Genomic DNA, 22,989 nt, shown 5'->3' on the forward strand with positions numbered 1-22,989 from the left:
TATATAATTAAGTTGCTTCTTTTAGTGAAGGATTTATGGGAGGATTTAAGATGGCTCTTGAAGAGAACAAACGTTATAAAGCGACAATTGCAGGAAATACATATACTATTATAGGAAAAGAAAGTCATTATCATATGGATATTGTTAATCAATTGGCAAACGAACAACTTGAAACAATTATGAAAAATGCTCCTAAGCTATCAACAGAACAGGCAGCTATCTTACTAGCGATTAATACACTATCTGTTCAAATAAAACAACAAGAAACCATTCTTGATTTGAAAAAAGATATTAGTGATTTAGAAGATGAGCTGGAGAAAATGATGGGATTAGAAGAACGTCTTGCTAATATTGAATCTAGAGAAAAAGAGATGCGAAAAAAGATACTACAAGAGAATCGTAAGTTGACAGATGAAGAGATGTTAAATCAAATTGAAATTCAAAAAATTGTCAATGAGCAAGCAAAAGAAAAAATTAAACGAAACAATAATCAAAAGAAATCATCAATTAATAAATAAAGAATAAGTAGGTTTTGCAATGGTTATAACGATAATTAGTATACTTATATTATTAACAGGATTTTATGCCGGATATCGCCGAGGATTTGCCTTGCAACTGATTTATTTTGTCGGATACGCCTTAAGTTTTTTCATGGCAAAAGAATCGTATCAATCAGTTGGTAAAAAGATTGAATTACTCGTCCCTTATCCAGCACCAACACAAACCACTAAACTTAGTGTGTTTGATAATAATTTAATCTTTGATTTAGACAAAGCTTTTTATGCTGGCTTTGCGTTCATACTCATCCTTTTAGTAGGGTATTTAATCACAAGATTTATTGGCATGTTATGCTACAGATTAACGTTTATTCAACTAGCGAATAAAAGCAATCAATTAATAGGTGGTGTAATCAATCTTGGCTTAACTTATATTGGATTAGTACTTGTTCTGACAGTTTTGTCGATGATACCTTTAGGATTTATTCAAAATGCATTTGATAAATCAGGTATTGCTAAGGGAATGATTGAGCACACTCCAGTATTATCAGCCAATCTATACCAATGGTTTATTAAACAAATTATTTTATAAAAGAGAGCCTAATAGAGTAGGCTCTTTATTTACATAAGTCGGATTTTAGGAAGTGAAATAGAGTGAAAAAGAAAATAGAAGATATATTAGAGTTTGATAAAGTCAAACAAATGTTATCTCAACATATTGTAACAAAATCTGGGTTGGAGCATGTTAATGATTTAAAAGCATCACACTCATATGATGAAATAGAAGAAGCATTAATGGAGACGGAAGATGGGCTGACTGTTTTACGTTTACGAGGGGGCATTCCTATGCCAATCTTAGAAAACATCAAACCACATATGAAACGTATTGAAATTGGTGCTATGCTAAATGGTTTAGAGCTAGCACAAGTTGGCCGTGTCTTGACAACTGTTCTTGAAATTCAACATTTTTTTGATGATTTAAAGGATGCGGATATTGAATTATATCGTTTGTATGACTGGTCTGAAAAAATGATTGCTCTACCAGAACTATCAAAAGAAATCAGACATGCAATTGATGAAGATGGTACTGTAACAGATGACGCGTCACCTGAATTAAAACAAATTCGACAAAGTATTAGACGGTCTGAACAAGCGGTGAGAGAACAACTTGACGGGATTCTTCGTGGGAAAAATTCGAATTATCTGAGTGATACGATTGTGACAATGAGAAATGATCGTTATGTTATCCCGGTAAAAAGCGAGTACCGAAGTCATTTTGGTGGTGTTGTCCATGATCAAAGTGCATCTGGTCAAACAGTTTTTGTTGAACCAAGACAAGTAGTTGAATTTAATAATCGTTTAAGACAACATCAAATTTCTGAACGCAAAGAAATCGAGCGAATTTTAGCTGAACTTTCTAATGAATTAGAACCTTACAGACATGATATTTTACAAAATGCTTATGTCTTAGGAAAACTTGATTTTATTAATAGTAAAGCATTGTTTGGAAAACAATTAAAAGCTGTTGTGCCAAGATTGAGCGAGGACAAGGATGTTAACCTTAAACAAGCAAGACACCCACTAATTGATGAAGACGTTGTTGTACCAAATGATATCGTGATTGGAAAAGATTATCAGGCTGTCGTTATTACAGGACCAAATACAGGTGGTAAGACAATTACACTTAAAACATTAGGATTACTACAATTAATGGGACAATCTGGTTTACCAATTCCTGTTGAAGAAGAAAGTAGTATTGGAATCTTTTCAAATATTTATGCAGATATTGGGGACGAGCAATCGATTGAACAGAATTTATCAACGTTCTCTTCACATATGACAAACATTGTGTCAATTTTAGATAATCTTGATTCAGATAGTTTGGTATTATTTGATGAGTTAGGAGCGGGGACAGATCCACAAGAAGGAGCAGCATTGGCTATTTCTATTCTAGATAAAGTGGGAGAAATCGGCGCCTATGTTATGGCAACGACTCACTACCCTGAGTTAAAAGTTTATGGCTATAATCGTCCGAATACAATCAATGCTAGTATGGAATTTGATGTTGATACACTTAGTCCAACATATCGTTTGTTAATTGGGATTCCTGGTCGAAGTAACGCGTTTGAAATATCAAAACGTTTAGGGTTATCTCCTGATATCATTGAGCAATCTAAACAAATTATTGACGGAGAAAGCCAAGATTTAAATGATATGATTTCTGATTTAGAAAATCAACGTAAAATGACGGAAACCGAATATTTGGAAATGCGTCACTATGCTGATGAGGCGGAAAATCTTTATCATGATTTAAAAGAAGCGTATGAACTATTCTTTACCGAACGTGAAAAAGAGATGAATAAAGCGAAAAAAGAAGCAAATGAAGTCATCAGTAAAGCACAAGAAGAATCAGAAAAAATGATTAAAGAAATTCGTCAAATGCAATTAAGAACAGGGAATAATCAATCTGTTAAAGAACATGAATTGATTGAAGTTAAATCAGGATTAGAAAATCTAAAACATGATGAAACGCACTTGAAGAAAAATAAAGTCTTGAAAAAAGCGAAAGAGAAAAAATCATTTAAAGCTGGTGATGATGTTTTAGTTGAAGCATTTGGTCAAAGAGGAACATTGATTGAGAAAGTTGGCAATAGAGAGTGGCAAGTTCAATTAGGTATTCTGAAGATGACTGTCTCAGAAGATGGCATGACACGAATTGCACCGGAGAAAGAACCTAAAATGCGTGTTTCAACGGTAAAAAGTGATGGTGGCGGCAGTCGTCAATCAGTGTCAACTCAACTGGATTTACGTGGTAAACGTTATGAAGATGCCTTGGCAGAAGTTGATCAATACATTGATGCAGCGTTACTTGCAGGTTATCCTCAAGTAACGATTGTCCACGGACGCGGAACGGGTGCTTTAAAACAAGGGGTACAAGAGTACTTGAAAAATAATCGTCGAGTAAAAAAATATAATTTTGCTCCTAGCAATCAAGGTGGAGACGGTGCGACAATTGTGACTTTCTAAAAAGTGAGCAGATTGTTAGTTCTTTACTACCCCCGATGGTATAATCAGTTTATAAAGTAAAAGATGATTTAGGAGATGAATGAATATGGTAGAAAATATTACAGATGCAAACTTTGCAGCAGAAACAGATGAAGGATTAGTATTGGTCGACTTCTGGGCACCTTGGTGTGGACCATGTCGTATGCAAGGACCTATCTTAGATGGTATCGCAACAGAATACCAAGACAAAGTAAAAATTGTTAAAGTAAATGTGGATGAAAATCCTCAAACAAGTCAAGCACACGGAATCATGAGTATTCCAACATTATTACTTAAAAAAGATGGTCAAGTTGTTGAACAAATGATTGGTGTCCAACAAAAACCACAATTAGAACAAGTATTTAATAAATATCTTTAAAATTATAATCATTCTATGGTGCTATAATCACTGTGGAATGATTTTTTTTCAACAAATTGTATACTTGATAAAGAGAGAGTACAAGGAGATTAAACTAGTGAACGAAAGAATAAAAAATAAATTAGCTTTGTTGCCAGATCAGCCAGGCTGTTATTTGATGAAAGATAAATATAATACCATCATCTATGTTGGTAAGGCGAAGATTTTAAAAAATCGAGTGCGATCTTATTTTACTGGGACGCATGATGAGAAAACACAACGACTAGTAAGTGAAATTGTAGATTTTGAGACAATTATCACAGAGTCGAATACGGAAGCCTTGCTTTTAGAGATAAATTTAATCCAAAAGAATATGCCGAAGTATAACATTATGTTAAAAGATGATAAAAGCTATCCTTTTATCAAGATAACAAATGAAAAAGCCCCGAGACTGTTAATTACACGAAAAGTATTAAAAGATAATGCGATTTATTTTGGCCCGTATCCAGATGTAAAAGCAGCGAATGAAACGAAACGATTGCTTGATAAGATTTATCCACTTAGAAAATGTAAAAATTTACCAAATGAAGTGTGTTTATACTATCATATGGGACAATGTTTAGGTCCTTGTGTGAACCCAGTAGTAGAAGCAAAGTATAAAGAGATGGTAGAAGAAATTAAAAAGTTTTTAAATGGTGGCTATACTGAGATTCAAAAAGAAATTGAAGGAAAAATGATAAAAGCCTCTGAAAATATGGAGTTTGAAAAAGCGGCAGAATATCGTGATCAAATTCAGTCTATTCAAAGTGTGATGACCAAACAAAAAATGACGAATGCAGATTTTGTCGATCGTGATGTTTTTGGCTATTATGCTGACAAAGGGTGGATGGTTGTTCAAGTCTTTTTTGTTAGACAAGGAAAACTAATTGAACGAAATGTATTTGATTTTCCATTTTACAATGAGCCAGAGGAAGATATGTTGACTTTTATTGGGCAGTTTTATCAAGAGAATCACCATTTTGTTCCTAAAGAAATACTATTACCAAAAGAACTGGATAAAAGCCTTGTCGAAGCGATGATTCCAACTAAAATTTTACAACCTCAACGCGGAGAGAAAAAAGATTTAGTGAATCTAGCCAATAAAAATGCCAAAATATATTTAGAAGAACAATTTAATTTAATAGAAAGAAAAGAAGATAGAACAATTGGCGCTGTAGAAAAATTAGGGCAAGCAATGAAAATACCAACGCCTAATAGAATAGAAGCATTTGATAACTCGAATATTATGGGAGTGGATCCCGTTTCTGCTATGGTGGTTTACATTGACGGAAAACCATCAAAAAAAGACTATCGTAAATTTAAAATTAAAACAGTTGAAGGTCCAGATGATTATTCTTCAATGAAAGAAGTGATTTATCGAAGGTATTCACGAGTGATAAAGGACAATTTACCAATGCCGGATTTAATTTTAATTGATGGTGGAAAAGGACAAGTACATGCTGCTCAAGATGTTCTTGATAACCAATTAGGTTTAGATATACCAATTGCAGGATTAGCTAAAAATGATCAGCATAAAACTAGTGAATTATTATTTGGGCCAGACTTAGATGTTGTGCCTTTAAAAAGAAGTTCTTCAGAGTTCTTTTTACTTCAACGTATACAAGATGAGGTGCATAGATTTGCGATAACATTCCACCGTTCAACCCGTAGTAAAACAAGTTTCGCATCAAAACTTGACGGAATAGAAGGTCTTGGACCAAAACGTAAGAAAAAACTATTAACGACATTTAAATCTATGAAAAAAATTGAGGAAGCAAGTGTTGAAGATTTAGTTGATTCTGGCCTTCCAAAAACTGTTGCAACCAATGTATACCAACATTTTCAAACGATAAAAAAATAGTCAAAGTAGCAAAAAAGTGTTACAATTTATAACGTGTTTTTTTAATTCGATAACAGAGGAGTTTTAACCATGAGTTTAATCATACAAATTATTACATTAGTTATCATTTTTACCAGTATGTTTATTTATTATCGCCAAGTGAGTAAAGCAAAAAAGAGTCAGTTAGGTTTAGAAGTATTAGCAAGAACATCTCAACTTAGTATGAGTGCTTTTGTTTTAGGTCTTGGTGTTATTTTAATTGAATTAAATTCGTTTGGATTATCAAGAAGTGAGTTTGTGAATCACTTACTGATTTATGGAGCATTTGTCAGTTTGGTAACAATAATCAGTATTTGGTACTACTCTCGAACGCTAAAAAATTAGAAAAATATTTGTTTTTTTATTCACAGTCAAATATTTTGACTTTTTTGTGAAAAAGAACTATAGTATCCATTGAATAAAAGTTGGAGGGAATAAAAAATGAGCAGACCTAGAGTCGTTATTTTGGGAGCAGGCTATGCAGGCTTAAAAACAGCTAAAGAATTAAGTAAGAAAAATGTTGATGCTGATATCATTTTGGTGAACAAAAATGATTATCACTATGAATCAACGCAGTTACACGAAGTAGCAGCAGGAACAGAACCAGCCAGTAAAATAACTTTCAACATTGTTGATGTTATTGATACTAAGAAAGTTCAGTTCTTAAAGGACACTGTTATCAAAGTGGATAAAGATAACAAAAAAGTTTTATTAGAAAATACTGGTGAATTAGCTTATGACTATTTAGTGATGGCATTAGGATTTGAATCAGAAACATTTGGTATTCCAGGTGTTGATGACTATTCGTTACCATTAGTGAATATTAAAACAGCTGAAGCAGCACAAGCTCATCTAGATAGAGCATTAGCTAACTACCAAAAATCTAAAGATGAATTAGATTTATCTATCGTTGTTTGTGGAGCTGGATTTACAAGTATTGAGTATTTAGGAGAAATTACAAATCGTATTCCTAAATTAGCTAAAACAATGAATTTTCCAATGGATAAAGTGAAAATTACTTGTATTGAAGCAATGCCAACATTACTACCAATGTTCTCTGAAAAACTTGGTCAATTTGGTATTGATGTATTGAAAAAACGTGGTGTAACGTTTAAAGTCGGAACACCAATTAAAGAAATCAAAGAGCATACTGTTGTTTACGAAGAAAATGGTGAGTTGAAAGAAGTTCATGCTCATACCATTATTTGGACAACGGGTGTTAAAGGTAGTCATGTTGTTGGTGAATCTGGATTTTCTGAACGTCGTGGACGTGTAATGGTTGAAAAAGATTTACGTGTTGAAGGATATCCTGATATCTTCATGATCGGTGACGTGAGTGCTGTGATGGATGAAGAGTCTGGAAGACCATTCCCAACAACAGCTCAAATTGCTATTAAACAAGGTGAAGCCGCTGCAAATAACTTAGCTCGCTTATTAACTAACCAACCAACAGAAGCTTTTACTTTCAAATCTTTAGGTACTGTTGCTTCAATCGGTAATAATGTTGGTATCGGACAAATATTAGGTGGTAAAGAAGTCAAAGGTTATATGGGTTCAATTGTTAAGAAAAGCATTATTAATAAATCACTTCTTGCGGTAGGAACAGCAGGAACCCTTCTTAAAAAAGGTCGATTTGATTATTATCATTAAGATAAAATTAAACAGCAATTCTAAGTATTTATACTTAAGATTGCTGTTTTTTGTTTTATTAAATCATTTATTATTATAAAGTTGATGCATAATTTTTTTACCTGTTTTAGTGGCAGCTAGTCCACCTTCAGCAGTTTCTTTAAAAGCAGAAGGCATTTGCATTCCCACTTGATGCATGGCTTCAATGACTTCATCAACAGGAATGACACTTTTTACTCCTGCTAAAGCCATATCGGCAGAAATAAATGCTTGTGATGCACCAAGAGCATTTCTCTTAATACAAGGAATTTCTACCAAGCCTGCAACCGGGTCACAGATTAAACCAAGCATATTGATAATAGTAATAGCGACAGCTTGAGATGCTTGTTCAGGTGTACCACCACAAGTTTCAACAAGTGCTCCACTTGCCATAGCGCTAGCTGATCCGACTTCAGCTTGGCATCCTCCAGCAGCCCCGCTAATTGAGGCATTGTTAGCAATGACCAAACCGATAGCACCAGCTGCAAATAAAAAGTTGATTTGTTGCTCTTTTGTTAAATCACGTTCATCTGTTAGAGCAGATAATACTCCAGCAGCTACACCGGCACTCCCAGCAGTAGGTGTGGCGCAAATTAACCCCATCTCAGCATTTACTTCATTGACTGCCATGGCATTTTGCACCGCACGTAAAATAGTTTCACCACTTAAAAAATCACCTTTATTAATATATTGATTCATTCTAGGAGCATCTCCACCGGTTAAACCGGTTACGGAAGTGACCCCTTTTACCCCTTTTTCAATTGAGGCTGACATGACGGAAAGATTTTTTTCCATGTGAGCTATAATCACTTCACGTGGTCGCTGTGAAACTTCTATTTCTGTTTGGATCATGGCTTCAGCAAGCGAACCATATTCATTTGCTAAAATAACTAATTCTTCAATTGTTTCAAACATTCCTGTGTCCTTTCTAGTTGAAAAAATCAACCGCATCAATATATTCTATTTGTCGTAATGAATCAAGTAAACCTTCTACTCGGTTATCAACTTCGATAATCATCATTGCTTTTTCGCCTTTTGCTTCACGAGTTAATGTCATCGTACTAATATTAATATTCTTTTCAGATAATAGCCGTGTCACATTCGCAACAACTCCAGGTTTATCTTGATGGAAAGTAATGTAGGTTGGGGTAGAAAAATCTAGATTAATTTTAAACCCATTTAATTCCGAAATTTGAATCGATCCGCCACCAATAGAAATTCCTGTACATGTCATTGTTCGATCTTTTGTTCGAAGTACCATTTTAACTTGGTTTGGGTGATCTGCTTTTTCAATTTTAGGTATAAACGCCACTTCCATCCCTTTTTCATGTGCAAGTTCTAAAGATTTAGATAGACGATCATCGTCAGGTTCCATACCGAGTAACCCACCGACTAGGGCAATATCAGTACCGTGACCTCTATATGTTTTAGCAAATGATTCATACAAGTAAATATCAACAGATAAAGGCTGCTCACCTAATATTCGTCTGATGACTTTACCAATTCTTGCAGCTCCTGCAGTATGAGAACTACTTGGACCAATCATGACTGGTCCAATGATATCGAAAACGCTATTATATTGACCCATATTTTTCCTCCATATTTATTTAATCATTGGTTTTAGTTTACCATAAAGCTTATTCTATACCTTGAATTAAGTCTTTTTTTTATTTAAATATAATGTGATAAAATGGAAAAAAACGTATATTAATTTATGAGTGGAGGAATATAGATGAAAACAGAATTAATTGTTGTTGGAACAGAGCTTCTACTTGGGCAAATAGTCAACACAAATGGGGCATATTTATCAAAAGAATTAGCAGATTTAGGTTATGAAGTTTATTTTGAAACGACGGTAGGTGATAATAAAAAAAGATTAACGGACACAATAGAATTAGCATCTACAAGAAGTGAATTAGTTATCTTATGTGGTGGGTTAGGACCAACTACAGATGATTTAACAAAAGAAGTGGTGAGTGAATTCATTCATGAACCACTAGAGTATGATGAAGAATCTCTAGAAAAAATCTATCATCTGTTTACGTCAAATGATAAAAAAATGCCTGAAAATAATAAACAACAAGCTCTAACATTTAAGAAAGGGATCACATTAAAAAATCCGACAGGACTTGCATGCGGAATTTTTATTACGGTGAATGATGTTAATTATTTACTATTACCTGGTCCACCAAGTGAATTGACAGCTATGTTTGAACAGGTTGCTAAACCTTTACTCAGAAAACTAGCTCCACATCATAAAGAATTAATATCACGTTATTTGCGATTTATTGATATAGGAGAATCACAACTTGTGACAGATTTATCTGATTTAATTGATGCACAGACTAATCCAACTGTGGCTCCCTACGCGAAATCAAATGAAGTAATGTTACGACTTACGGCGCAAAGTTCAGATTTACAAATAGCCAATCATTTACTAGATGAAATGGAAGATAAAATATTAGCTATTGAGAAAGAATTCTTCTATGGCTATGGAGAAGAGTTGACCATACAAGATGTCGCTGTTAATCAATTAAAACAAAAGGGCAAAACTCTTGCGGTGATTGACATATTAACAGATGGACAGTTCTTTACAAAAGGGATTGAGGTGAAAGGTGGGACTGATGTTGTTAAATTTGGATTAGCTCTTGAGAACAAAGACATGTTAACTACAGTATTTGATAAAACATTTGATACAAACGATGATGAGGTGCTTGGAAAAGAAATAGCAACATATAGTTTACAAAAGTTTGGCACAGATTACGTGATGGTTCTCTTAGGAGATTTAAGTCGTGGAAATGATGAATTACCAGAAGGGACTGTTTGGTTTGTCTTAGCTAGTGAAAATGGTGTGGTATGTAAAAAAAGAGTGTTTAAACGTCATCTAGCTTATATGAAGGATGGTGCCGTTAAACACGCATATAATTTTATTCGATTAAATAGTTAAAATAAAACACACGAATATTTGTTCGCTTTTTTCTTGCTTTTTTGAATAAAAAAAAGTATATTATAAAGTGAAGAGATAAATATAACTGGAGGTACATACATGTCAGATAATCGTAAAGCAGCTTTAGATGCTGCCTTAAAAAAAATAGAAAAAGATTTTGGGAAAGGTTCAGTGATGAAACTAGGTGAAAAAGTTGATACTCAGATTTCGACTGTTTCAAGTGGTTCTCTTGCCCTAGACTCAGCTTTAGGAGTTGGTGGGTACCCACGAGGTAGAATCATTGAAGTATATGGCCCAGAAAGTTCAGGAAAAACAACGGTTGCATTGCATGCTATTGCCTCAGTACAAAAAGCAGGGGGAACAGCAGCGTTTATCGATGCTGAGCATGCTTTAGATCCAAAATATGCGAGTGCCTTAGGAGTCAACATTGATGAGCTTCTTTTATCACAGCCGGATACTGGAGAACAAGGGCTAAACATTGCTGAAGCACTTGTTTCAAGTGGAGCAATTGATATTGTTGTTGTTGATTCAGTAGCTGCTTTAGTACCAAGAGCTGAGATTGATGGTGAAATGGGAGATTCTCATGTGGGTCTTCAAGCACGTTTGATGTCACAAGCGTTGAGAAAATTATCTGGAACAATTAATAAAACAAAAACAATTGCGATATTTATTAACCAAATTCGTGAAAAAGTTGGTGTGATGTTTGGTAACCCAGAAACAACTCCTGGAGGACGAGCATTGAAATTTTACGCAACTGTTCGTTTGGAAGTTCGTAGAGCAGAACAATTAAAATCAGGAACAGATATTATTGGTAATAGAACGAAAATTAAAGTAGTTAAAAATAAAGTAGCGCCACCATTTAGAATTGCTGAAGTTGATATCATGTATGGTGAAGGAATCTCTCAAGAGGGGGAACTACTGGATATGGCTGCTGATAAGGACATCGTCAACAAAAGTGGTGCATGGTATTCTTATGAAGAAGAACGTATCGGTCAAGGACGCGAGAATGCGAAGAAATATCTGACAGATCATCCAGAAATGAGAGAAGAAATTTATCAAAAAGTTCGTCTAGCATATAATATGGATGGAGTTTCACCAGAAGAAGCGACCGAAGAAAATGAAAAAACTGAAGAAGTATCATTAGATTTAGAAGATTAAAAAATCAACTCCTATATAGATCATTGAATAGTAATGAGTGTTATTTATCGATGATAATATAGAGGAGTTGATTTTTTTCTTTCATATTTGAATCTTTTTTTAAGTTGACACTCCTTTTAACAAAGATTAGAATATATAATGTATAGAAATATATATACTCATATTTTATATACGATTTAGTCATAATGATATGTTTTAAATCTATGAATAACACAATAATAAAGATAGTATGGAGGTGTTTTTATGGCTGCTACGATACTCCTTGCTATCATCGGTTTAATTGTAGGTCTAGCAATTGGCTATTTTATTGCCATGACTCGACATAAGAAGTCTATAGAAGGAGCGAATAATACTGCCACCGGAATTATTCGACAGGCCAAGAAAGAGGCTGAGACTCTAAAAAAAGAGCATTTGTTGGAAGCAAAAGAACTGAATCAACAATACCGATTAGAAATTGAAAGTGAGCTGAAGGAAGAAAGAGCTGAACTAAAAAATCAAGAAAATAGACTATTACAAAGAGAAAATAATCTTGATCGAAAAGATGACTCTTTAGAAAAACGCGAACGCTCACTTGAAGACAAAGAGGAGAAACTTGATTCAAGGAAGCAATTGATTGATGAGCGGGAAAAAGAGGTATCAACCCTAATTGAAAAGCAAGAGATAGAACTCGAACGTATAGCAGGTCTATCTAAAGAAGAAGCACAAACAATTATTATGGATGATATGAAAGTTGAATTGTCTCATGATAGAGCCATGTTGATTAAAGAAAGTGAACAACGTGTGAAAGATGAAGTTGATCGCAAGGCACGCAATATGTTGGCATTAGCCATTCAAAGAAGTGCGGCAGATCAAATTTCAGAGTTAACAGTAACGGTTGTTACATTACCTAATGATGATATGAAAGGTCGTATTATTGGTCGAGAAGGACGAAACATACGAACACTTGAAACATTAACAGGTATTGATTTAATTATTGATGATACACCAGAAGCAGTGGTATTATCAGGTTTTGATCCAATTAGACGTGAAATCGCACGTATAACTTTAGAAAAATTAATCCAAGATGGTCGTATCCATCCAGCTAGAATTGAAGAGATGGTGGAAAAATCTCGCAAAGAAATGGATGAACGTATCAGAGAATATGGTGAAAACGCAGCATTTGAAGTAGGAGTGCATTCACTTCACCCAGATTTAATAAAAATACTTGGTCGCTTAAGATTTAGAACAAGTTATGGTCAAAATGTATTAAATCATTCGATAGAAGTAGCGAAATTAGCTGGAGTTTTAGCTGAGGAGCTAGGAGAAGATGCCACTCTAGCAAGACGTGCGGGATTATTACATGATATTGGTAAAGCACTTGATCATGAAGTTGATGGCTCACACGTAGAGATTGGAACAGAGCTTGTAAGTAAGTACAAAGAAAATCCTGTTGTGATTAACGCTGTTGCCTCTCACCATGGTGACGTAGAAGCAACGTCAGTTATTTCAGTACTTGTTGCTGCTGCCGATGCATTATCAGCTGCTCGACCAGGAGCTCGTAGTGAATCATTAGAAAATTATATTAAGCGTCTTGAACGTTTAGAAGGTATTGCAAATGACTTCCCCGGAGTTGACACAAGTTTTGCTATTCAAGCCGGTCGTGAGATACGTGTGGCTGTTAAACCAAATGAAGTAACAGATGATGAAGCAGTTATTTTAGTACATGACATTCGTAAACGCATTGAAGAGGAACTTGAATATCCAGGGCACATTAAAGTAACTGTTGTTCGTGAAGTACGAGCGGTAGATTATGCTAAATAGTATTTATTGAAAAGACTCAGAGAAATCTGGGTCTTTTTTATTGTCTCATGTGTATTGTTAGTGAATTAGAAAACAAAATAATTTATTGACAAGAATAAAAGTTAATACATCAACTTTTCATCTATATATAGTGGTTTTTAATTAAAAAATAAAATTAAAACACTATATATAGTTGAAAAAAGACTCTCGTTGGGATAAGATATAAGTTGAATACATAAAGGGAGTTCGATGGTAATGATTGAAGAAACAGAATTAAATGAAAAAATGAGCTATCTATCAGAAGGAATTGATATGATAAATGTCATTAAAAGAGATGGTCGTACAGTTGATTTTGATGCTAAAAAAATAACAGAAGCCTTATTAAAAGCTGAGAATAAAGTAAATGGTCCAGTTGATGAATTATCGACAAAAAAAATTGAAGCACTTGTGCAAAAAATCGTATCAGAAATTAGTGAGCGTTTTTCTAAGGACGTCAAAATTTATGAGATACAAAATATTGTTGAGCATATTTTATTGGAAAATAGAGAATATGCTCTTGCACAAGAATACATTAATTATCGAACTAAACGAGATTTTGAACGAGCAGAATCGACAGATATTAATGTTACAATTGGTAAGTTGTTAAATAAAGATCAACGATTAGTAAATGAAAATGCAAATAAAGATAGTGATGTTTTTAATACTCAACGTGATTTGACAGCAGGGATTGTAGGAAAATCAATTGGCCTAAAATTATTGCCTTCTCATGTAGCGAATGCTCATCAAAAAGGTGAAATTCATTACCACGATTTAGATTATCATCCATATTCTCCAATGACGAATTGTTGTTTGATTGATTTTGAAAGCATGTTAAATAATGGTTTCAAAATAGGAAATGCTGAAGTGGAATCACCTAAGTCAATCCAAACAGCTACAGCACAAATTTCTCAAATCATTGCGAATGTGGCATCTAGTCAGTATGGTGGATGCTCGGCAGATAGAATTGACGAGTTTTTAGCGCCTTTTGCGAAAAAAAATTATGAAAAGCATTTAGAAGATGCGAAACAATGGATAGATGACGAGTCTAAGCATGATGAATATGCGAAACAAAAAACCAGCAAAGATATCTACGATTCTATGCAAAGTTTAGAATATGAAATCAATACACTATTTACTTCTAATGGTCAAACGCCTTTTACCTCGTTAGGTTTTGGTCTTGGTACAGATTGGTTTGAGCGAGAAATTCAACGTGCGATTTTCTTGAATCGTATTAAAGGACTTGGAGGGGAACATCGTACAGCGATTTTTCCAAAATTAATATTTACCATTAAAGATGGTGTAAATTTAAAACCGACAGACTCAAACTATGATATCAAAGAATTAGCATTAGAGTGTGCAACAAAAAGAATGTATCCTGATGTATTGAATTACGACAAAATTGTAGAATTGACTGGTAGTTTTAAAGTACCAATGGGTTGCCGATCATTTTTACAAGGTTGGAAAGATGAAACAGGAAAAGAAGTGAACGCTGGAAGAATGAATTTAGGTGTGGTGACACTTAATTTACCACGCATTGCTTTGGAAGCTAGTGGCGATAGAGAGAAGTTCTGGTCTTTATTAGATGAACGTTTAGCTACGGCAAAAGACGCGTTAGTTTTTCGTGTGAAGAGATGCATTGAGGCAACACCAGCTAATGCACCGATTTTATATATGTATGGGGCGTTTGGTGATAGATTGAATAAAAATGAGTCAGTTGATAAATTATTTAAAAACAAACGTGCAACTGTGTCACTTGGTTATATTGGGTTGTATGAAGTAGCTTCATCATTTTTTGGTGGAGAATGGGAAGATAATCCTGAAGCAAAAGAATTTACTTTAGAGATTTTGAAATATTTAAAACAACATACAGATTCATGGGGTGATGAGTATGGTTATCACTTTAGTGTGTATTCGACACCAAGTGAGAGTTTAACAGATCGTTTCTGTCGTTTAGACAAAGAAAAATTTGGTGAAATTGAAAATATTACAGATAAAGAATATTATACGAATAGTTTTCATTATGATGTAAGAAAAAATCCAACTCCTTTTGAAAAATTAGATTTTGAAAAAGATTATCCTAAATATTGTTCTGGAGGGTTTATTCACTATTGTGAGTACCCAGTATTACAACAAAATAGAAAAGCATTAGAAGCTGTTTGGGATTATGCGTATGATAAAGTTGGTTACTTAGGGACCAATACCCCAATTGATCACTGTTATGAATGTGGTTTTGAGGGAGATTTTAATCCAACTGAACGTGGTTTTGAATGCCCACAATGCCACAATAATGACCCAAAAACATGTGATGTAGTAAAACGAACATGTGGCTACTTAGGTAATCCACAAGCAAGACCAATGGTTCATGGTCGTCACAAAGAAATATCATCACGAGTAAAACATATGAAATAAAAAAGAGTATCAAACTCTTTTTTATTTTTTAAAGGAGTATAGAAATGAGAAATCCAAAACCAAAAGAGTGGGAATCTACTAAATATAGTAAAGGGTACATTGCTGATTATAAACCATTTATGTTTGTTGATGGTGAGGGTGTTAGATGTAGTATTTATGTCAGTGGGTGTTTATTTGCTTGTAAAGGCTGTTTTAATCGTGCGATTCAAAATTTTAACTACGGCACTCCTTATACAAAAGAATTGGAAGATAAAATTATTGAAGACTTATCTCATGATTATGTTCAAGGATTGACTTTATTAGGCGGAGAACCTTTTTTAAATACCGAAGTGTGTTTGTCGCTAGTAAAACGTGTTAGAGGTGAATTCGGTTCGTCAAAAGATATTTGGTCTTGGTCTGGTTATACATTTGAAGAGTTATTGCAAGAAACGGATGATAAACTAGAATTACTTCGTTTGATTGACGTTTTGGTAGATGGAAGATTTGAATTAGATAAGAGAGATTTAACCTTACAATTTAGAGGTAGCAGTAATCAAAGAATTATAGACGTCGCACAGTCGTTAGAAAAATCTAATGTAGTTATTTGGGAAAAATGTTTAGATAAGGAAGCTTACTTTCGATAAACTGGATGAATGCGTAATGTATTCATCCTTTTTTTACGGTTTCATCCTTAAAAAGTTAAATTTATTTGTGATAATTAGCCTATTAAAAATTAGGGGTGTTATACATGATAGTATTCATTAATTTATCTCAAAAGAACACAGAAGCAACACGACAAAAAGTAACAGAAAAACAAGAAATCATCGAAAGATTAGAACTTAAACTAGGGACAATTCCAATATTAGAGTTCATTGATGATGATACAGTCACATCGGATAGTTTGTTTGAGCAGCAATTTTACAATCAATCAGAAACATCTGTTCCTTTGTATAGCAATGAATTAGAAGATTATAGACTATTCATTGAAGGTAGTGACGCAGTTGTCATGTCATCTGATTTACTACAAGAAAACCAGATGTTTTATCAAACCTTATTTCAGAATAAAATAAGCCCCCAACGTATTGTATTTAGCGGAACAACTCCTGCGATAAAAATGGCTCTAGCTGGAGATGAAAAACCATATGCTTTGTGTTTAAAGAAAGATAGGTTACCTGAATTATTATCATTATCTGAAGAAACTCTAATAAATAGTATGCCCTCTGAATTACTAACAGATCCTTTATTTGAGGATGTGCCAATGGTATTTATTTATGATATTAACGGTAATGGGTATGTCATTCATCATGAGGAAATATTTCAGGTATTATGTAACGATGAGACTATAAAGCAGGTTAATCATGAAGGAATGGTGTGCGGATTAGCGGCAGGACTATCTAATAAAGATAATTCAACAGAGGAGATAATAAAACAAGCTATTATTTGTTCGGTCGCAGCAAAAGATTGTGAAGATACTGTATTTGATGAACAGTTTTTTGTAGATAAAATTACTGTTGTGAAACTAGCTTAAAAGAGGTGGAGAACACCTCTTTTTTTTATGAAATAAAATATCCTTGTTTAATCTTGGTTTGAATCCCAAAGTTCACGTCAAGAGACCTCATTTTTTTCGTATGTGATTAATATTGACTGTTAAAGTATTATCATCGACATAACTTTCATCTTTCCATAATTCACGAAGAAATGTTTCGCGTTTGATCACTTTACCAGGATGTTTAAACAAAATAACGAGTAAACGACATTCATTTTTACTTAATTTAATACAGTGATGTTGTGTTCTTAAAGTATTATTTTCAGTATCTAGAGTAAGCCCATTGTGAGATGGTAATAAATTGAGGTTGTTTTTCATTGATTGTATCAAAATAAAAAATCATCAGGAGTTACAGATATCACATGATAGCCATTCTTCGTTAAAAGCTGTGTAAGTGTTTTTTTAATGCATGGTTAGGTTCAATCAACATAATCGTCATAATATCGCTCTTTTAATTAACTTTTTGATTGATATTATAAATAAATTGATAAAGCGAGACATAGGTCTTAAGGTCGAAAAATCAATCCGTCTTTTTATTTTCTAATGCCTATCTTTTTATATTTCCCATAATAATGTTATACTAAAATCAGTGAAAAATTTAAAAGAGGTGACTAGTTTGTTAGATAAAAAAGAAGAACTATTTTTAAAAGAATTAACGGACGCAAAAGGTGTACCTGGAAACGAAACACAGGTAACTGAAATCTTTAAAAAATATGCCGAACCATATGCTGATAAAGTATTATTTGATGGGTTAGGTGGAATTAACGCACGTCATATTGGTGAAAAAGAAGGACCGCGTGTCTTAATTTCTGGTCACATGGACGAAGTTGGTTTCATGGTAACTAAAATCACTGATAAAGGATTTATCGAATTTCAAACATTAGGTGGTTGGTGGGGACAAGTTATGCTTGCTCAACAAGTGACCATCACAACATCAACAGGTAAAGAAATTCATGGCGTGATTGGATCGAAACCACCACACGTATTATCGGCTGAAGCAAGAAAGCAACCATATGATATAGCTGATATGTTTATTGATATTGGTGCCACAAGTAAAGAAGAAGCAACTGAGTGGGGCATTAAACCCGGTGATATGGTAACACCTTTTATCGAATACAAACGCTTAAATGGTTCAAAATACTTATTAGCTAAAGCTTGGGACAATCGTATTGGAACTGCTGTGTCATTAAAAGTGTTAGAAAACTTAGCGAAAGAAGGACACCCAAATATTTTATTTGCGGGAAGTAACGTGCAAGAAGAAGTTGGATTACGCGGGGCAAGAACTAGCACGCATTTAGTCAATCCAGATATTGCATTTGCTCTTGATACAGGTACAGCTGGAGATACTCCAGGGATGACACCAAAAGAAGCAGATTCTGTGTTAGGTGAAGGACCACAGATTTTAATTTTTGATGCCTCAATGATTCCACACAGAAAATTACGTGATTTTGTCATTGATGTAGCAGAAGAACTGGATATTCCATTCCAATACACTGTTATCACAGGTGGAGGAACAGATGCTGGTATGCAACACTTAACACGTAATGGTGTACCATCACTTGCGATTACAGTGGCAACCCGCTACTTACATTCACATACATCTATTATTCATGAAGATGATTATTTGAATACAGTGAAATTAGTGACAGAAGTAGTAAAACGACTAGATGCTGATAAAGTGAAAGAGTTAACGTCGTACTAATCTAAACTAAACAGGTGCTTTGAAAAGAGTATCTGTTTAGTTTTTTATAAAAACAAAATTGTATCAAAAAAAGCAGCTTTTAGATAGGTTTTAGGGGTTAGTTCGGGAAATATATTAAACTATTTGTATCTTTTATTGACTCGTCGTAGGATATTATTGTATGGAAAGGAAGACGTGTAATGAAAATTACGGTACTAGGTTTTTGGGGAGGCTATCCCTATAAAGGAGAAGGCACCACATCATATCTTGTTCAATCGGAGGATTTTTCACTATTATTGGATGCGGGAAGTTCCACGTTAATTCGATTAGAAGAAAAACTTGATCCGTTAACGTTAGATGCGGTGCTTTTAACACATTATCATCATGATCATATTGCAGATTTAGGTGTGTTACAGTATTTGCGTCAGTTAAAACCTACAACGCCAGTTGAAGAATTAAATATTTATGGTCATACTGAAAACGAAGACAAGTTTAAAGAATTAACAATGCCAGGAATTTCAAAAGGTATAGCTTATCAGGAACATGATACATTAGAGATTGGACCATTTTTAATAACATTCAAACGCACGATTCATCCTGTACCATGTTTTGCTACTAGAATTGTTGAGAAGAAGACGGGGAAAGTATTTGTTTTTACAGCAGATACTGGCTATTTAGATGGGTTGTCTGATTTTTGTCAGAAGGCTGATTTATTGATTACAGATACATATTTCTTAGAAGGAAATGAAAATCATAAAGCACATCTAACAACAAAAGAAACGGGAGAACTAGCTAAAGAAGCAAACGTGTCACAAGTTGTGATTAGTCACTTGAATCAATCTCTAGCTTTAGAAGACGTTTTGTCACAGACACAATATTATGCAGAAGATATTCCAGTTCAGCTAGCAAAAATTAATTTAACTATTACATTATAAGGAGTTGTACCCATGATTTATGTATCAAATGAAGAAATAACAGACCCAAGAATTAACTTAGCGATTGAAACGTATTTAGTGCAAGAGATGCCACTAGATGAGCCGATTTTATTATTCTATATTAATGAACCATCTATTATTATCGGGCGTAATCAAAATACAATTGAAGAAATCAATGTTGATTATGTTGAAGATAATGGTATCCACGTGGTTCGTCGTTTAAGTGGTGGTGGCGCTGTTTATCACGATGAAGGAAACTTGAACTTTAGCTTTATCATGCCGGATGATGGTGAATCTTTTAGAAATTTTGGTAAGGTAACGCAACCAATCATTGATGCTTTACATGAGCTAGGTGTAGAAGGAGCAGAGTTAAAGGGAAGAAACGATTTAGTTATCGATGATAAAAAATTCTCTGGAAATGCGATGTATACCACAAATGGTCGTATGTTTGCTCATGGTACGTTGATGTTTGATAGTGATGTAAACGAAGTTGTTAATGCATTAAAGGTGAGAAAAGATAAAATTGAGTCAAAAGGAATTAAATCAATTCGATCTCGAGTGACAAATATCAAACCATTTTTATCTGATGATTATCAATATATGTCTACAAAAGATTTTAGAAAAGAAATTTTATTAAAAATATTTGAAACAACAGATATTAATGATGTGAATGAATACAAACTAACGGAAGAAGATTGGAAAAAAATCAATGCGATTTCGGATAGATTATATCGTAATTGGGATTGGAATTATGGTCGTTCGCCTGAATTTGATATCGTTCGTCGTAAAAGATTCCCGATAGGATCAATTGAAGCTAAAATGAATGTCTCTGATGGTGAGATTAAAGACATTCGTATCTTTGGTGATTTCTTTGGGTTAGGTCAAATTGCAGACGTTGAAGGCATCTTAACGGGTGTGAAATATGATAAAGAATCCATAACAAAAGCAGTAGAAGAAATAGATGTCAAAAAATATTTTGGTAATATTGAATCAACAGATTTGGTTGAATTATTATATTAACAAGTAAAAAGCGAAACTCGGTTTAAGAGTTTCGCTTTTTTGTTATTTAGTTGATTCTGTTGTTTCTTTCTTACTAGAATCTGTCGATTTAGTTTTTGAAGATTTACTTTCTTTAGAATCAGAAGTTTTACTTTCACTTGTTTTTGTTTCTTTTTGTGGTAAATAAGGAGTTAAAATATCTTTATATTGAGAATCTTTGATTTTAACATTTGCTTTATCTAATTCTTTACCAATAACTTCTTGTTGGAATGTAGCATCTGCAATTTTAGTTTGCTCGAAGATTTCTTTTAATTCTTTTTCATAAGGTTTATAATCATTACCTTTTTGTTTGTTTTTAACCATTTTTACAATGTAGTAGACATCTGCTCCTGTTTGTTGATTTTGAACAGTAATTAGGTCAGAAACTTTGCCATTCTCTAATTTATAAGCAGCCTCTTTCACCTCATTAGGTACAGTGACACCAGCAGGTTCAGTTGTTGTTGTCGAATCAAATTTTACTTTTCCACCATCTTCTTTAGTAGTAGTATCGTGAGAGTCACTTTTCGCAACTTTTGTAAAATCTTCCCCATCATTTACTTTTTTCAATGCCTTTTCAGCATCTTCTTTAGAATCAAAAGACATAATTTGAGTTTCTACTTGTGGGTGGTATGTTTTCCAAGTTTCTTTAAGGTCAGCATCCGTTACTTTGATATGAGATTTTAACATTTCTGTAAAGGCTAAACTTTGTTTAATATTTTCCTTGAATTGTTTTGCTGTCATATTATTTTGTTTTAATAATGCTTCGAACGGTTTTTTACCACCATTTTGTTTTTCGTAAGATGCATATTGTTTATCAATTTCTTTTTGGTCTACTTTATTGCCATAGTCATCTAATGTGATTTTTTGAATAATCATGTTCACTAGAGTTTCAGATGAAGTTGAACTTTTCTTTAATTCATCAAAAAATTGAGAGTCGGTGATTTTACCGCCTTTCATTGTAACGATGTCCTTACCACCTGAACATCCCGCTAATGTAATCATGCTAAGCAACGCAACAGCTGCTAATTTAAATTTCTTGTTTTTCATGTTGAGTCTCCAATCTAGTTTTCAGTAAAAATTATGAATTATCATAAACATGTTTATTATTATACCATAAAAAGAATTAAACAAAATACCTATTCAAAAAAGTTAAGTAGAATTTATAAATTATTTAAAACTTTATTGTTCAAGAGCTTCTTTGAAATCGTTTATATCTTTCTCTATTTTAGCTAATTGTTCTTTCATTTTTTCTAGGCGTGGCTTTGCTTTGAATTCAAATTTCTTAATACTTTTTTTGGTTTCTTTTTCAAAAGTTGGTAATAATTCTTGAGATAGAGCAGTTAATTGATTTGCTTGAACTTTAGTTGTATCAATCTGATTACTTAACGATAAAAGAAAATTAATGTTTTCTTCTATTTTGTTAGTCATCAATCGTTGAGTTTCTTTTCCAGATCTAGGAGCAAGTAAGAGTGCTGCACCACCACATAGAGCCCCACCTACTAAAAAACCTTTGATAAATTTTTTGCCAGAAAATTGTTTTTTATTTCCTTTTTTCCCCACTATAAAATCTCCTTGTTAATTGATTGAGCGATTGTTGCCATATCATTTGTCGTATATTTAGAGCCATTATCTGCAAACGTTATTGAAAAATCATCTTCTTTGCCGTATCGTGGAATGAGGTGGATATGTGAATGAAACACACTTTGGTAAGCAGCTTCTTTGTTATTATTTACGATATTTAATCCAACGACATCTGGAAAAGCTTTTTCAATCGCACGAGCAATTTTAGGAACTCTAGCAAATACTTCAGCTGCTAGTTTCTCATCGTATTCAAAGATATCTGTTACATGTTTTTTAGGAATGACCAATGTGTGTCCTTTAGTTGTTTGTGTAATATCTAAAAAAGCATACACCATCTCATCTTCATAAACAGGATAACTAGGTATCTCTTTTTCTATTATTTTACAAAAAAGACAATCTGTCATGTTTTAT

Annotated in this window: 22 protein-coding genes; 16 read left to right on the plus strand and 6 right to left on the minus strand. The window is 33.6% G+C overall.

The genetic code is table 11. From position 1 onward, the window contains the following. The first annotated feature begins 50 nt into the window (after positions 1-50). The 7 genes from zapA (at position 51) to BHY08_RS02425 (ending at position 7,468) form a co-directional block, all read left to right on the plus strand. Positions 51-518, plus strand: a complete 468-nt coding sequence (gene zapA / locus BHY08_RS02395; RefSeq protein WP_071456349.1) for a cell division protein ZapA — start codon at positions 51-53, stop codon at positions 516-518. A 19-nt stretch (positions 519-537) separates the two neighbouring features. After that, positions 538-1,089, plus strand: coding sequence for a CvpA family protein (locus tag BHY08_RS02400; protein WP_071456350.1), 552 nt, complete (start codon positions 538-540; stop codon positions 1,087-1,089). 62 nt (positions 1,090-1,151) lie between these two features. Next, positions 1,152-3,524, plus strand: coding sequence for an endonuclease MutS2 (locus BHY08_RS02405; protein WP_071456351.1), 2,373 nt, complete (start codon positions 1,152-1,154; stop codon positions 3,522-3,524). A gap of 85 nt (positions 3,525-3,609) precedes the next feature. After that, positions 3,610-3,921, plus strand: coding sequence for a thioredoxin (gene trxA / locus BHY08_RS02410; protein ID WP_071456352.1), 312 nt, complete (start codon positions 3,610-3,612; stop codon positions 3,919-3,921). Between the two features lie 97 nt (positions 3,922-4,018). Continuing rightward, positions 4,019-5,800: an excinuclease ABC subunit UvrC gene (gene uvrC, locus BHY08_RS02415; protein ID WP_071456353.1), complete on the plus strand. Its 1,782-nt coding sequence runs from the start codon at positions 4,019-4,021 to the stop codon at positions 5,798-5,800. A gap of 69 nt (positions 5,801-5,869) precedes the next feature. Beyond that, the gene (locus tag BHY08_RS02420) at positions 5,870-6,163 is read left to right on the plus strand and encodes a hypothetical protein (protein ID WP_071456354.1); all 294 of its coding nucleotides are present in this window, start codon (positions 5,870-5,872) and stop codon (positions 6,161-6,163) included. Positions 6,164-6,259: 96 nt separating this feature from the next. After that, a complete protein-coding gene (locus BHY08_RS02425) occupies positions 6,260-7,468 on the plus strand; it encodes an NAD(P)/FAD-dependent oxidoreductase (RefSeq protein WP_071456355.1) in 1,209 nt (402 codons plus the stop codon). A gap of 63 nt (positions 7,469-7,531) precedes the next feature. Here BHY08_RS02425 and sdaAA read toward each other — a convergent pair whose 3' ends face one another. Both sdaAA and sdaAB read right to left on the minus strand, forming a co-directional pair. Next, positions 7,532-8,401, minus strand: a complete 870-nt coding sequence (gene sdaAA, locus BHY08_RS02430) for an L-serine ammonia-lyase, iron-sulfur-dependent, subunit alpha (RefSeq protein WP_071456356.1) — start codon at positions 8,399-8,401, stop codon at positions 7,532-7,534. A gap of 13 nt (positions 8,402-8,414) precedes the next feature. Beyond that, positions 8,415-9,074, minus strand: coding sequence for an L-serine ammonia-lyase, iron-sulfur-dependent subunit beta (gene sdaAB, locus BHY08_RS02435; RefSeq protein WP_071456357.1), 660 nt, complete (start codon positions 9,072-9,074; stop codon positions 8,415-8,417). A 144-nt stretch (positions 9,075-9,218) separates the two neighbouring features. Between sdaAB and BHY08_RS02440 the strand changes: the two genes are divergently transcribed. The 6 genes from BHY08_RS02440 to BHY08_RS02465 all read left to right on the plus strand — a co-directional run bounded on the left by BHY08_RS02440 (position 9,219) and on the right by BHY08_RS02465 (position 17,325). Further along, a complete protein-coding gene (locus tag BHY08_RS02440) occupies positions 9,219-10,433 on the plus strand; it encodes a CinA family nicotinamide mononucleotide deamidase-related protein (RefSeq protein ID WP_071456358.1) in 1,215 nt (404 codons plus the stop codon). A gap of 99 nt (positions 10,434-10,532) precedes the next feature. Continuing rightward, the gene (gene recA / locus BHY08_RS02445; RefSeq protein WP_071456359.1) at positions 10,533-11,591 is read left to right on the plus strand and encodes a recombinase RecA; all 1,059 of its coding nucleotides are present in this window, start codon (positions 10,533-10,535) and stop codon (positions 11,589-11,591) included. Positions 11,592-11,834: 243 nt separating this feature from the next. Continuing rightward, positions 11,835-13,391, plus strand: a complete 1,557-nt coding sequence (gene rny, locus BHY08_RS02450) for a ribonuclease Y (protein WP_071456360.1) — start codon at positions 11,835-11,837, stop codon at positions 13,389-13,391. Between the two features lie 264 nt (positions 13,392-13,655). Further along, positions 13,656-15,818 (plus strand): anaerobic ribonucleoside-triphosphate reductase, encoded by a 2,163-nt coding sequence (nrdD, locus tag BHY08_RS02455; RefSeq protein ID WP_420855335.1) that lies wholly within the window; start codon positions 13,656-13,658, stop codon positions 15,816-15,818. Positions 15,819-15,862: 44 nt separating this feature from the next. Then, the gene (nrdG, locus tag BHY08_RS02460) at positions 15,863-16,441 is read left to right on the plus strand and encodes an anaerobic ribonucleoside-triphosphate reductase activating protein (RefSeq protein ID WP_071456362.1); all 579 of its coding nucleotides are present in this window, start codon (positions 15,863-15,865) and stop codon (positions 16,439-16,441) included. A gap of 104 nt (positions 16,442-16,545) precedes the next feature. Next, positions 16,546-17,325 (plus strand): hypothetical protein, encoded by a 780-nt coding sequence (locus BHY08_RS02465; RefSeq protein WP_071456363.1) that lies wholly within the window; start codon positions 16,546-16,548, stop codon positions 17,323-17,325. Between the two features lie 87 nt (positions 17,326-17,412). Here BHY08_RS02465 and BHY08_RS02470 read toward each other — a convergent pair whose 3' ends face one another. Next, complete coding sequence (locus BHY08_RS02470; protein ID WP_071456364.1) at positions 17,413-17,661, minus strand: winged helix-turn-helix domain-containing protein; 249 nt, start codon at positions 17,659-17,661, stop codon at positions 17,413-17,415. 298 nt (positions 17,662-17,959) lie between these two features. Between BHY08_RS02470 and BHY08_RS02475 the strand changes: the two genes are divergently transcribed. The 3 genes from BHY08_RS02475 (at position 17,960) to BHY08_RS02485 (ending at position 20,979) form a co-directional block, all read left to right on the plus strand. Further along, on the plus strand, positions 17,960-19,045 hold the full coding sequence (locus BHY08_RS02475; protein WP_071456365.1) for a M42 family metallopeptidase: 1,086 nt from the start codon (positions 17,960-17,962) through the stop codon (positions 19,043-19,045). A 179-nt stretch (positions 19,046-19,224) separates the two neighbouring features. Further along, positions 19,225-19,959 (plus strand): MBL fold metallo-hydrolase, encoded by a 735-nt coding sequence (locus tag BHY08_RS02480; protein WP_071456366.1) that lies wholly within the window; start codon positions 19,225-19,227, stop codon positions 19,957-19,959. A 12-nt stretch (positions 19,960-19,971) separates the two neighbouring features. Next, positions 19,972-20,979, plus strand: coding sequence for a lipoate--protein ligase (locus tag BHY08_RS02485; protein ID WP_071456367.1), 1,008 nt, complete (start codon positions 19,972-19,974; stop codon positions 20,977-20,979). Positions 20,980-21,021: 42 nt separating this feature from the next. Here the strand turns inward: BHY08_RS02485 and BHY08_RS02490 are convergent, their stop codons facing one another. From BHY08_RS02490 to BHY08_RS02500, 3 genes are all read right to left on the minus strand, one after another. Further along, complete coding sequence (locus BHY08_RS02490; protein ID WP_071456368.1) at positions 21,022-22,044, minus strand: peptidylprolyl isomerase; 1,023 nt, start codon at positions 22,042-22,044, stop codon at positions 21,022-21,024. A 132-nt stretch (positions 22,045-22,176) separates the two neighbouring features. Further along, entirely contained in the window at positions 22,177-22,557 is a 381-nt protein-coding gene (locus BHY08_RS02495; RefSeq protein ID WP_071456369.1) for a YtxH domain-containing protein, read from the minus strand. Continuing rightward, positions 22,557-22,982: an HIT family protein gene (locus tag BHY08_RS02500; protein ID WP_071456370.1), complete on the minus strand. Its 426-nt coding sequence runs from the start codon at positions 22,980-22,982 to the stop codon at positions 22,557-22,559. The genes BHY08_RS02495 and BHY08_RS02500 overlap by 1 nt, the downstream gene beginning before the upstream one ends. Positions 22,983-22,989: the final 7 nt, after the last annotated feature.

The organism is Vagococcus teuberi, assembly GCF_001870205.1.
In the GTDB taxonomy this organism is placed as follows: domain Bacteria; phylum Bacillota; class Bacilli; order Lactobacillales; family Vagococcaceae; genus Vagococcus; species Vagococcus teuberi.